Genomic DNA, 13,536 nt, shown 5'->3' on the forward strand with positions numbered 1-13,536 from the left:
ATTATGAAAAGATGAATAGTGCAGAGTTAATTTCATCGTTTGCGGATTTTGCAAAAGAAAAAAATATCGACCGTCCGACGATGATTAAAGTGCTGGAAGACGTTTTCCGCACAATGATTCGTAAAAGATACGGTACGGATGAAAATTTTGATGTAATTATCAACCCTGAAAGTGGCGACTTAGAAATGTGGCGCACACGTGAAATTGTTGATGACAATTCAGAAGATATTTGGGATTATGACAAAATTCCTTTGGCAGAAGCAAAATTAATTGAACCTGATTTTGAAATTGGCGAAGAAGTAGCGGAATTAATCAAATTAGAAGATTTCGGTCGTAGAATTGTTCAAACGGCTCGTCAAACATTGATTCAAAAAGTTAAAGATTTAGAAAAAGAGGGTCTCTTTGAAAAATACAAAGACTTAGTTGGAGAAATGGTTTCGGGAGATGTTTACCAAATTATTGGAAAAGAATTTATCATTACTGATGGTGAAGGCAATGAATTGACTTTACCAAAATCAGAGATGATTCAAAAAGATCGTTTCAAAAAAGGTGAATCGGTAAAAGCTGTTATTCATAAAGTTGATATGAATAATGGTACGCCAAAGATTATCCTTTCTCGTACTTCTCCTGTTTTCTTAGAACGTTTATTCGAACAAGAAATTCCTGAGATTTACGACGGACAAATCATGATTCGTAAAGTAGTTCGTGAACCAGGTGAGCGTGCAAAAGTAGCGGTAGAATCTTATGATGACCGTATCGACCCAGTAGGTGCTTGTGTGGGGATGAAGGGTTCTCGTATTCATGGAATTGTTCGTGAATTACAGAACGAAAACATTGACGTTATCAATTATACAGAAAACCTTGAATTACTTGTAGGTCGTGCTTTAAGCCCTGCGAAAGTAAGTTCAATGAAAATTGATAAAGAAAGAAAAAGAATTGCGGTGTATTTACAACCAGACCAAGTTTCCTTGGCAATTGGTAAAGGCGGACAAAACATTAAGTTAGCAGGAAAGCTAGTTGGCTACGAATTAGATGTTTATCGTGATATTAAAGAAAGTGAAGTTGATGACGAAGATGTTGACTTAACTGAATTTTCTGACGAAATCGAAGATTGGGTAATTGCAGAATTACACAAAATCGGTTTGGATACGGCGAAACAAGTACTCAAATTGAATAGCGATGAATTAATTCGTCGTACAGAGCTTGAGGAAGAAACCGTAAACGAAGTATTATCAATTCTACGTTCGGAGTTTGAGTAATTTAGAATGAGTAAGTGATAGAATGATAGAATAGTCATTGTTTTTTTCTCACTTACTCATCAAAACTATTCTATCATTCATTACTTAAAATTAAAAATTACTATAGAAAAGTATCAACAGAAATTATGGCAGAAGATAAAATGATGCGTTTGAGCCTTGTGGCAAAGCAGATTAACGTGGGAACCTCAACCATTGTTCAATATCTCTCTGTCAAAGGTCACAAGGTTGAGAACAACCCCAACGCCAAACTAAATTTTGAGCAATTAAAGCTCGTTGCAAAAGAATATGGAGCTGAATCTTTATTGAAAGATGTTAGCCCAGCACCTGTAGTTTCATCGAAACCTACAGTGGAAGAGTTTGTTCCTACGAAAAAGCAAGATGACGATATGCCTCTTTATTTCCGTGGAAAAGATAAAGCTGATGAGGCTGAACAAACAAAAGTAGCCGAACCAGCAAAAGCTGAGAAAGAACCAGAAGTGATTTTGGGAAGAGCCGAAGTACAATTTAAAGTACTTGGTAAAATAGAATTGGATGCAAAAGGAAATCCAGTTCCTCAAAAGCCTGTAATAGCTGAACCAAAACCAGAGCCAAAAGTTGAAGAGCCTGAAGTGAAGATTGAAGCTGTTAAACCTGAGCCAAAACCAGAAATTCAAGTTAAAGTTGAAGAGGTGAAGCCAGTGATTATACCTGTGGTAACCGAAGAGGTTAGAGTAGTAGAGATTCCAAAAGTTGAAAAGGTTGAGGAAGCAACAAAGCCTGAGCCTGTGGTAGTATTAGAAAAACCAGTAGTGATAGAAGCAGTAGCAACACCAATAGCAGAAACCAAAATTGCTGAAGCAGCAATACAGCCGAGTAATCAGAACCAACACAATAGACCACAAGGTGGGGTGAACAATAACCAAAATCAACAAAATAAGCCACAACAAGGCGGTGGAAATAATAATCCAAACCAACAAAACAGACCGCAAGGTGGCGGAAATCCGAACCAAAATCCACAGCATAATAAGCAACAAGGTAGCGGAAATCCAAACCAAAATCCACAACAGAACAAACAGCAAGGTGGTGGCAATCCAAACCAAAACCAAGCTCGTCCAATACAACAGGGAAGTAGTTTACCAACACCAAACCCTGCACCACAACCACAGCAGCAACGTCCTGCGCCAGCACAAAAACTTGGTCGTAATGATGAAATTCCAGAAGATACTTCCAATGTGGAATTAATTGAAGCGAAAGGTGAACAACTAAAAGGTTTGACGGTTTTAGGTAAAATTTCTTTACCTGTTGAACCTGCCCGTGGTGGTTCTAGAAATAACAACAATAATAACAACAATAAGAAAAAGCGTAAACGCATCGATAAACCGGGCGGAGCTAAAGTTACTGAAGCTGAAATTCGCAATGAAAGAGGTGCTCCTCGTCCGAAAAAAGACGGTGTACCGGGCGCTCCTACTACGAATGATCCTAATGCTAGAAAACCTGCCAATACTGGTGGTAATACTGGTAACAACAATAATACCTCGAACAATAATCAAGGTAACAACAACAATCAAAACAATAATAACAGTAATAACAACTTTAAGAAAAAACCAGCTGGAAATAATAACAACAATGCTGGCGGTGGCGTAAAACCACAACCTAAAGGAGAAGTTTCTGAAAAACAAATCCAAGACCAAATCAAGGCTACGATGGCTCGTCTGCAAGGACAAACCAACAAGTCGAACTTTGGTGCAAAAGAACGTCGTGTTAAACGTAAGTTCCGTGCCGAAAGAAACGAACAACGTCAATTAGCAGAAGACGAAGAAGCAAAAATCTTGAAAGTAACTGAGTTTATCTCAGCAAGTGAATTAGCTTCTTTAATGGATGTTTCGGTTAACGAAATTATTTCTACTTGTATGAGTTTAGGAATGTTCGTTTCAATCAACCAACGTCTTGAAGCAGATGTTATCGCTTTAATTACTGAAGAATTTGGATTTGAAGTACAATTCGTATCAGCAGAAGAAGAAATTGAATCTGCTATCGTAGAAGAAGAAGATGCTCCAGAAGATTTATTACCGAGAGCGCCAATCGTAACCATCATGGGTCACGTTGACCACGGTAAAACATCTTTACTTGATTATATCCGTCGTGCAAAAGTTGCCGCTGGTGAAGCCGGTGGTATCACTCAGCACATTGGTGCATACTCAGTAAAACATGACGATGGTCGTAGAATTACATTCCTTGATACTCCTGGTCACGAAGCCTTTACAGCGATGCGTGCTCGTGGTGCTAAGTTAACTGACGTTGCCATTATCGTAATTGCAGCGGATGATGCTGTGATGCCACAAACTGAGGAAGCTATCAACCACGCAATGGTTGCTGGTGTACCTATCGTTTTTGCTTTCTCGAAAGTAGATAAGCCGGGTGCTAACACAGAAAAAATTCGTGAGCAATTATCAATTAAAAACATGCTTGTTGAAGAATGGGGTGGTAAATACCAAACTCAAGAAATTTCTTCTAAATCAGGGATGGGTATCAATGAATTATTAGAGAAAGTATTATTGGAAGCTGAATTATTAGAATTGAAAGCCAATGCTAATAAACGTGCTGTAGGTGCTGTTATCGAAGCTTCGTTAGATAAAGGTCGTGGTTATGTTGCCAATATCATGGTTCAAGCAGGAACATTGAAAGTTGGAGATATGATGCTTGCCGGTGCGCACTATGGTCGTGTAAAAGCCATGTTCGATTACCGTGGAAATAAATTAAAAGAAGCTGGTCCATCAATTCCTGTACAAGTACTAGGACTAGGCGGTGCTCCTGCTGCGGGTGATAAATTAAGCGTAATGGAAAATGAACGTGATGCACGTGAAATTGCCAACAAACGTGAACAAATCATCCGTGAACAATCATTACGTACTCGTAAACATATTACCTTAGATGAAATCGGTCGTCGTAAAGCAATCGGTACATTTAAAGAATTGAACGTAATTGTGAAAGGTGACGTGGATGGTTCAGTAGAAGCATTGTCAGATTCATTATTGAAACTTTCAACCGAAGAAGTACAAGTTCGTATTATTCACAAAGGTGTTGGACAAGTTTCAGAATCAGACGTATTGTTGGCTTCTGCTTCAGATGCAGTAATTGTAGCCTTCCAAGTTCGTCCAAGTGTAAACGCTCGTCGTTTGGCAGAAAACGAACAAATCGAAATTCGTACATACTCTATCATCTACCAAGCAATTGATGATGTAAGAGATGCGATGGAAGGTTTATTAGCACCGAAATTTGAAGAAGTTGTAACAGCTAACATTGAAGTACGTGATGTATTCAAAATTTCTAAAGTTGGTACTGTTGCAGGTTCTTATGTATTAGATGGTACCGTGAAACGTGCTCATAAAATCCGTGTGATTCGTGACTTCGTCGTGATTCATGAAGGTGAAATTTCTGCTTTGAAACGTTTCAAAGACGATGTAGCTGAAGTTAAATTCGGATATGAGTGTGGACTTTCAATCAAAAACTTCAATGACCTTGAAGTGGGAGACATCATCGAATGTTACGAAATGAAAGAATTGAAACGTACGCTTTAATTCATTAATAATATTTTTAGTCAAAAAAGCTCGGAGATTTCTTCGAGCTTTTTTTATGTTTTATGCTCTAAAATCTCCATTTTAAATCAAATTTGACTATTCAAATATAAATTATTAAAAATATACGTTCATATTCTTCAAATTAGGTCATTCACGAATAGTATTCATATAAAATCTTGTTAATTTTATATTCCAAAAAAGACCCAATTTTATGAATCAAAAATTACTGCTATTATTCTTCATGATAGGTTTCTCTCTTTCCTCATGTAAAAAAGAGAGTACGCTCTTTACTCAATTATCCGCAGAAGACACAGGTATTACATTTTCTAATAGGATTACAGAAAATGACACCATGAATGTACTTGAATTTGAATACGTTTATAATGGTGGCGGTGTTGCTTTAGGCGATTTCAACAATGATAACCTTACCGACATTTACTTCACAGGTAACCAAGTTGCCAATAAATTGTACCTCAATAAAGGAGTAGATGAAGCCAACAAACTAAAGTTTGAGGACGTAACCGATAAAGCAAAAGTTGCAGGCAATGGCAAATGGTGTTCTGGTGTTGCCCTAGTTGATATTAATAATGATAAATTATTAGATATTTATGTTTGTGCAACCGTAAAAGATGTTGCTTCTGAAAGAACTAATATGCTTTATGTAAACCAAGGAGTTGGGAAAGATGGTGTTCCAACTTTTAAGGAAATGGCAAAAGAGTATGGCATCGACGATGATTCACATAGTACTAACGCCGCTTTTTTTGATTATGACAATGATGGCGATTTAGATTTATATGTATTAATTAACGAAATGGAAGACATCCGTTTCCCTAATAAATATCATGATAAAATTGTGGATGGTTCATCAAAAAGAACAGACAAATTATTCCGTAATGATTGGGATGAAAAGCTCCATCATGCCGTTTTTACAGATATTTCAAAACAAGCTGGAATTTTGATTGAAGGATACGGTTTGGGACTAAACATTACCGACATCAATCGTGATGGCTGGAAGGATGTTTATGTAACGAATGATTATTTAACGAATGATTTACTTTACATCAATAATCATAATGGTACTTTCAACGACCAAGCTCACGACTATTTCAAACATACTTCATATTCGGCAATGGGAAATGATGTTGCCGACCTTAATAACGATGGTCTGGTAGATATTTTGGCTGTAGATATGATGCCCGCAGATAATTATCGTAAAAAAATGATGTTGCCTCCCAACAATTACTTGACTTATCAAAACAATGAAAAGTTTGGTTACGACTACCAATATGCACGAAATACTTTACAAATGAACCAAGGAGTAAATCCTAAAACGGGCAAACCTGTTTTTAGTGAAATTGGTTTATTGGCTGGCGTTGCTGAAACTGACTGGAGTTGGACTCCTATGGCAACCGATTTTGATAATGACGGACTCAGAGATATTATTATCACCAACGGATTTCCAAGAGATATTACAGATCAAGATTTCATGATTTATCGTGCTGAAATGAGTAATATGATGTCTAAATTGATGTTACTTGATTCTATTCCTTCAGTAAAAATCACTGATTATGCTTTCCGAAATAAAGGTAATTTTAATTTTGAAGATGTATCAATGGCATGGGGATTGAACAAACCGAGCTTCTCGAATGGTGCAGCTTACGGAGATTTGGATAATGATGGCGATTTAGATTATGTTACGAATAATATCAACGATTCAGCTTCGGTTTATCGTAACAATTTGATTGAAACCAAACCTGATGAAAGTAATTATCTTCGATTAAAACTAAATGGTGCCGATAAAAATATTGGTGGTTTAGGTGCTTTTGTTGAAATCAAGTATCAAAATGGACAGACTCAAGTTTATGAAAATTCGCCTTACCGTGGTTATCTTTCTACAATTGAAAATATTGTACATTTTGGTTTAGGGAAAAATCATATTGTTGATGAAGTAAAAATTATTTGGCAAAGTGGTAAAGTACAAGTACTCAAAAATGTGAAAGCAAATCAAGTTTTGAATATTTATGAAAAAAATGCGGTTGTGAATCTTGAGAAAAAATCAAGTAAACCTACTCTTTTCGAAGACATTACCGATTCCTTGAATATCAATTTTACGCATACTGAAAAAGATGCTATTGATTTTAATATTCAAAAATTAATGCCTCATAAATTCTCTCAGTTCGGGCCAGCCATTTCTGTTGGAGATGTTAATGGAGACGGACTTGAAGATGTTTTCATCGGCGGACCAAGCGACCAAAAAGGTACATTTTTACTCCAAAATCAATCGGGAAAATTCACACAAGCTGATTTAATTGCCAATGAAACGAATCTGACAAAACCTTCTGAAGACATGGGCGTATTACTTTTTGATGCAGATTCAGACAATGACCTTGATTTATACATCGTCAGTGGCGGTTACGAGTATCCAAATGGCTCCCCTGTTTATCAAGATAGATTTTATGAAAATGATGGAAAAGGACATTTTACACAGAAAACCCAAGCACTTCCAGCATTCTTAAAAAGTGGTTCATGTGTAAAAGCTGCCGATTATGATAAAGATGGCGACCTTGATTTATTCATCGGTGGCAGAGTAGAAGTAGCAAGTTATCCAAAACCTGTTTCAAGTTATATCCTTAGAAATGACTCAAAAGCTGGGCAACCAAAATTCACTGACGTAACAGCACAAGTAGCTAAAAACTTAGTAAATATCGGTTTAGTTTGTGATGCCATCTGGACAGATTATAATAACGATGGTTGGATAGATTTGATGCTCGCTGGCGAGTGGATGCCTATCACCATTCTTAAAAATAATCATGGAAAATTAGAAAAATTAGCAACGGCTACTGATTTAGACAAACAAGTAGGTTTCTGGAACAGTATCACTACTGGTGACTTTGATGATGATGGTGACATCGACTACATAGTTGGAAACTTCGGAAAAAATTCGCTTTTCAGAGCAAGTGATACCGAACCAGTTTCTATCTATGGAAAAGATTTCAACACCGATGGTAATTTTGATGCCATTCCTACGGTTTTTTATAAATCAAAAGAAGGTGAATTGCTCAAAAAAGAAGTGCCATTCAACGGAAAAGATGATTTAAATAAGCAAATGATTACGATGCGTAAGAAGTTTGTTCGTTATAATACTCTAGCAAATGCGGAGATAAAAGATGTACTTTCAGAAGAAGACTTGAAAGATGCCATCATTTTAAAGGCCAATTATCTTAAAACAAGTTATATCGAAAATCTTGGGAATGATACTTTTAAAGTAAAAGCATTACCAATGGAAGCACAAACAGCGCCAGTTTTAGGGATGCTAACCGAAGATTTTGATAACGACGGAAACCTTGATGTGCTGATGGTTGGAAACGATTTTGGAGCAGAAGTTTCAGTTGGAAGATATGATGCTTTCAACGGATTACTTTTAAAAGGAAACGGTAAAGGCGACTTCAAACCTATTACTTTACCTGAAAGTGCTTTTATTGTTTTAGGCGATGCCAAAGGCTTAGTCAGAGTGAATAATCCACAAGGAAAAGCGTTGATGATGGCAACACAAAACCGTGGCGCACTAAAAACCTTCAAATTAAGAAACAGTGTGTTGCAAAGTAAACCATTGAAAAATACAGATATGGTTGTTTTAGAAACACTTAAAAATGGCAAAACGAGAAGAGTAGAAGTAAATTATGGAAGTTCGTTTTTATCGCAATCTTCACGAAGTATCTTGGTTAGTTCAAATGTAAAATCAATGGAAGTAATTGATTCAAAAGGAAAGAAAAGAACACTTTAAGTATATTATTAAAAATTAGATAACATAAAAAAGCAAATTCAGGTTAATCACTGGATTTGCTTTTTTTGTGCATATCCTTTAAAAAGCACTTCAATTGTTTATCACCAAAGGAGTACTCCCCTCCTATCTTTTCTCAAAAAACAATATTTCAAACTTCTGGGTAATTCATCAGTAAATTTCTATCAAATCAATCTTAACATAGAATTAGGCAATTAAATTATCGAAAAATGATAAGCTATACTATATTTCCAGAAATAGAAATAGCTTTAAATATCTATAAATCAATCAATTAAATACAATTTAAAATAAGTATATTACTCAATATCCAAATTCCTTTTTGTCCTTTGCCTTGCAAACTATACCTTTACAATAAATTTACGTAGGCACTGTATAATTATAATCTCTATTAAGGTTAAATACAGTAATTTCACAAAAAAACTGATTTTTACAAACCAAATATTTATCTGAAATGAGTGTACTTGTTAACAAAAACTCAAAAATAATCGTACAAGGCTTTACTGGGTCTGAAGGTTCATTCCACGCTCAGCAAATGATCGAATATGGTACTAACGTAGTTGGTGGTGTAACACCAGGAAAAGGTGGTTCAACCCATCTTGACCGTCCTGTATTTAATACAGTTGCTGAAGCTGTAGAAAAAGCAGGTGCTGATACTTCAATCATCTTTGTACCGCCTGCATTTGCTGCTGATGCTATCATGGAATCTGCTGACGCTGGTATCAAAGTAATTATTTGTATTACAGAAGGTATTCCAACCAAAGACATGATTTATGCTAAGGAATACATTCAGAATAAAGATTGTCGTTTAATTGGTCCAAACTGTCCAGGAGTAATGACGGCTGGTGAATGTAAAGTAGGAATTATGCCTGGTTTTATTTTCACAAAAGGTAAAATTGGTATCGTATCAAAATCAGGAACTTTAACTTACGAAGCTGTTGACCAATTGACAAAAGCAGGTTTAGGACAAACAACTGCAATTGGTATTGGTGGTGACCCTATCATTGGAACAACAACTAAAGAAGCTGTAGAATTATTAATGAACGACCCTGAAACTGAGGGTATCGTAATGATTGGTGAAATTGGTGGTGGAATGGAAGCTGAAGCTGCACAATGGATCAAAGCTGATGGAAACAGAAAACCTGTAGTAGGTTTTATTGCTGGACAAACTGCACCGAAAGGTCGTAGAATGGGTCATGCTGGTGCTATCATCGGTGGTGCAGACGATACTGCTGCTGCTAAAATGGCAATCATGGAGGCTTGTGGAATCCACGTAGTACATTCTCCTGCTGATATTGGTGCTACAATGTTGAAAGCATTAGGATTGTAGTAAACGGTTTCAATGAATATTGATAGTTTTTTTCTAATTTTGCACAAAACTATCAAGACTTGAACTTTTACCAGAAATATATTCAATTGCAAAATCCTGCACGATTTACTGAATCATGCAGGATTTTGTGTTTAGACAAACAGTACTCCTTTTTCCAGTCACTAGTTTTTTTGATTATCGCTAGTCTTCTGTCATTCTCTAATCATAGCTATGCTAAAGGCACCGTTGGACCAAGCAATAGCTTTTATTTAGTACATGACTATCACGACGACTGGCAGGTCTTTGACGAACCCTACAAGGCTTATGTACCTTATGTTCGTGAGCTTCATAAAGATTATAATTCATTCAGCTTATTTTGTGATATTGAAAACTACAAGACTTACAAAATACTCTATTACTCATCCAAAGAAAATTATCTATTTATCAATGCTTCTTTACAACAAAAACTACCAGTAAATCAGTGGCTTGTATTAGATGTTGATAGTCTTCAAAACGTTTATAAAAAAACGAAGTTATTCCTCACGATTTATGGTACTAATACCAACGTAGATGAATTAATGCTGTATGTAGGAAACCCAAAATCAACAAGTCAAGCAGTAATTGAATTATCAGAATCTTTATTGACGATTATTCCTCGAGAAATTTCTTCTTTCCAGAATTTCTTCGTGATTGGTATTTTTTTGTTGGTATGTGCTTATGCTTTTCTGTATAACTATCAACCAAAATCTTTTGAACGTTTTTTTAATCCAAAAGACCTTTTAACAATAAGTCTTCGAGATGATACTTTTGTTGTAAACAAGCCTTTCGATTTGGGAAATTTATTGTTTGTGATAAACCTCAGTTTTACGATTGGTTTTATTTTCATGTTAATTATTATTGAGAAAAACGACTTATTCTCGACAAGTACCATTCTTCAAGAAGGAGAAACACTGGGTGTATTATTTAGTAATTTCTTGGTAATAACCTCTATTATATTCGGAGCATACATTTTCAAATATGTTTCATTGATGATTCTTTCCAATCTTTACAGACTTGATAAAATTATAAATATTCACTTTTTTAAAATTATTCAAGCTTCAAGTATTTTTTTCCTGATTGTATTAATTGTACTGACATACAGCACAATATCTATCCCAGAAATCACAAAAAATGCAGAAAAGTATTTGTTCCTACCAGTTTCTATATTCTTTATTGGACGCTTGGCCCTCTTATACTTTACGATAAATAAGATGACCTCATTAAAAAATCTATATTTATTTTCGTACCTTTGCATCGTTGAATTAATCCCACTTATTGTTGGCATCCGTTTTGCACTCTAAATAATGTGATAATTCAACAAAAAAATGTTCTAAAAAAGAACATCATTAGCCCAAACAATAATCCAATCAAGTTTAACTGCATTGAGCATGAGCGAAATAACATTAACCGCACATCCAGACAGATTAACCAAAGTAACCAGTATTTTAGTTACGCAAGCACGCCCAACCGACGAGAAATCACCATATTTTGAGTTGGAGAGAAGATACAATATCAAGGTTGATTTTCGCCCATTTATCGAAATTCAAGGCGTTGCTTTTAAGGACTTCCGGAAGCAAAAAATCAACATTCTTGAGCATACAGCCATTATTTTTACTAGCCGTAATGCCGTAGATCATTTTTTTCGTATTTGTAAAGAAGCACGTATCGAAGTACCAGCCGATATGAAGTATTTCTGTATTACAGAACAAACTTCAAATTATTTGCAGAAATATATCGTAATACGTAAACGTAAAATATTTACAGGAACAAAAACTGCTGCAGAATTACTTGAGTTAATCAAAAAACACAAAACTGAAAAGTTTTTATTCCCTTGTTCGGATAAACGCCGTAGCGATATTCCTGAATTTATGGGAACAAACGATTTACATCTTACTGAAGCAGTAATGTATGAAACAGTTTCTTCTGATTTATCTGACTTAGAAAGTGTTTTTTATGATGTCATCGCATTTTTTAGCCCTTCAGGTATTAAATCTTTATATCATAATTTCCCTGAATTCAAACAAAATAAAACGAGAATTGCAGCCTTCGGCCCTACAACAGCAAAGGCAGTAACCGAAGCTGGTTTGATTTTAGATATTCAAGCTCCACTTCCAAATGCTCCGTCAATGACTGGCGCTTTGGAACTTTATATCAAAAAAGCCAATAGCCTTTAAAGGTTATTGAAAATAAATCATTCAAGACCTGTGAGTAATAAAACTCATGGGTCTCTTTTTTTATCAGACTTTTTACAACAAATATCAATAAATTAGCGTTAGGAGTATCTGAGAGATACAAATTTTAGCGTAAATTATACAAATGTTTATTAGATTTGGAATTAAAGCCTGTATTTTGACTTATCTGTACTTTTTTGAAAGACTATGCGAAAGAATTTACAATATTTTACTCTAATTCTACTGCTATTGGCAAACTGCTCCGTTTTTGCGCAACAAGATGCACAGTTGAGTCAATATATGTTTAATCCATTATATATTAATCCAGCAACGGCAGGTACCGATGGTGTAATGAGATTTCAATTGCATTACCGTAATCAATGGACTGCCTACCAAACTACTTATGATGGTTCAGGTTCATTAGGTACACAAGTACTTACTGCCTCAATGCCATTGAACGGCTTGCATAGTGGCTTAGGAATACAATTTGTAAATGATAAAACGCCTTCTGGAAGTGGCTATCAGAATATGTTATTATCTTACGCTTATCAAATTGGCTTAAGAAACGGTTCAATATTATCAATTGGTGTAAAAGGTGGATTTCATACCAAAACTTTTGACTCACGCTTTAGACCAGGTGAAACAGGAGATCCAATTGTAGATGCAGCCTCTAAAAGTATTAATGAAACCAAAGCTGATTTAGCACTAGGCATTTTATACAAAGCACAAGATTATCAACTAGGAATAAGCCTTAACCACGTCAATACACCCAATTATAGTTTTGGCGTAACAAGAGATAGCGATTACCGTATCAAACAAGTATTAAATATTACGGCAAGCTATGATTATTATCTTAATGATGAAGTAAAAGTTACTCCAACAGCACTTTGGAGAAGCGATTTCGTAACTTCAGCCTTAGAAGGCGGTGCCATTTTTACTTATACTGAAAAATATTGGCTCGGAGGCTCTTATCGTTTAAACGATGCTGGTATCATTATTGCAGGGTTATCCATGCTGAAAGACAATTCGTTACGATTAGGTTATTCACTCGATTTAACAACAGTTGGACAAACAGCAAAATCTCCTACATCACATGAAGTACTAATCAGTTATGCACTGCCTGCACCAAAATTATTTGGTGGGAAAAAGACTCCAGTTCGTACACCAAGATTCAGACATCAATAATTTTTTTCCTACAAAACCCAACAGAAGCAATTTACAAAAATCACAAATAAACGATTGGTGTACTTACAACAGAAAAAAATATTAACTTTGTTTTTGGGTTACTATACTAACCAAGTAAATAAGGTCGTTTTTAAGAAGATTTAACATTAAAAATTGAATTTTATTACAATAATATAAAACACGATTATATTAGAAAACCATTATCAAAATTTTAGAG

Annotated in this window: 7 protein-coding genes; all 7 read left to right on the forward strand. The window is 35.4% G+C overall.

The features are described 5' to 3' along the window. The first annotated feature begins 11 nt into the window (after positions 1–11). Positions 12–1,259 carry a transcription termination factor NusA gene (nusA, locus tag ABID42_RS05765; RefSeq protein ID WP_184137602.1) on the forward strand — a complete coding sequence of 416 codons (1,248 nt, stop codon included), beginning with the start codon at positions 12–14 and terminating at the stop codon, positions 1,257–1,259. A 125-nt stretch (positions 1,260–1,384) separates the two neighbouring features. Next, positions 1,385–4,816, forward strand: coding sequence for a translation initiation factor IF-2 (infB, locus tag ABID42_RS05770; RefSeq protein ID WP_323258612.1), 3,432 nt, complete (start codon positions 1,385–1,387; stop codon positions 4,814–4,816). A gap of 211 nt (positions 4,817–5,027) precedes the next feature. Further along, on the forward strand, positions 5,028–8,600 hold the full coding sequence (locus tag ABID42_RS05775) for a VCBS repeat-containing protein (RefSeq protein WP_367282834.1): 3,573 nt from the start codon (positions 5,028–5,030) through the stop codon (positions 8,598–8,600). Between the two features lie 469 nt (positions 8,601–9,069). After that, positions 9,070–9,945 (forward strand): succinate--CoA ligase subunit alpha, encoded by an 876-nt coding sequence (gene sucD / locus ABID42_RS05780; protein ID WP_323258614.1) that lies wholly within the window; start codon positions 9,070–9,072, stop codon positions 9,943–9,945. Positions 9,946–10,031: 86 nt separating this feature from the next. Beyond that, positions 10,032–11,264, forward strand: a complete 1,233-nt coding sequence (locus ABID42_RS05785) for a DUF4271 domain-containing protein (protein WP_367282835.1) — start codon at positions 10,032–10,034, stop codon at positions 11,262–11,264. Between the two features lie 87 nt (positions 11,265–11,351). Further along, on the forward strand, positions 11,352–12,137 hold the full coding sequence (locus ABID42_RS05790; protein WP_323258616.1) for a uroporphyrinogen-III synthase: 786 nt from the start codon (positions 11,352–11,354) through the stop codon (positions 12,135–12,137). 204 nt (positions 12,138–12,341) lie between these two features. Then, the gene (locus ABID42_RS05795) at positions 12,342–13,319 is read left to right on the forward strand and encodes a PorP/SprF family type IX secretion system membrane protein (RefSeq protein ID WP_323258617.1); all 978 of its coding nucleotides are present in this window, start codon (positions 12,342–12,344) and stop codon (positions 13,317–13,319) included. Positions 13,320–13,536 lie beyond the last annotated feature (217 nt).

Origin of the sequence: Arcicella rosea (assembly GCF_040543805.1) — a bacterium.
Classification (GTDB): Bacteria; Bacteroidota; Bacteroidia; order Cytophagales; family Spirosomataceae; genus Arcicella; species Arcicella rosea.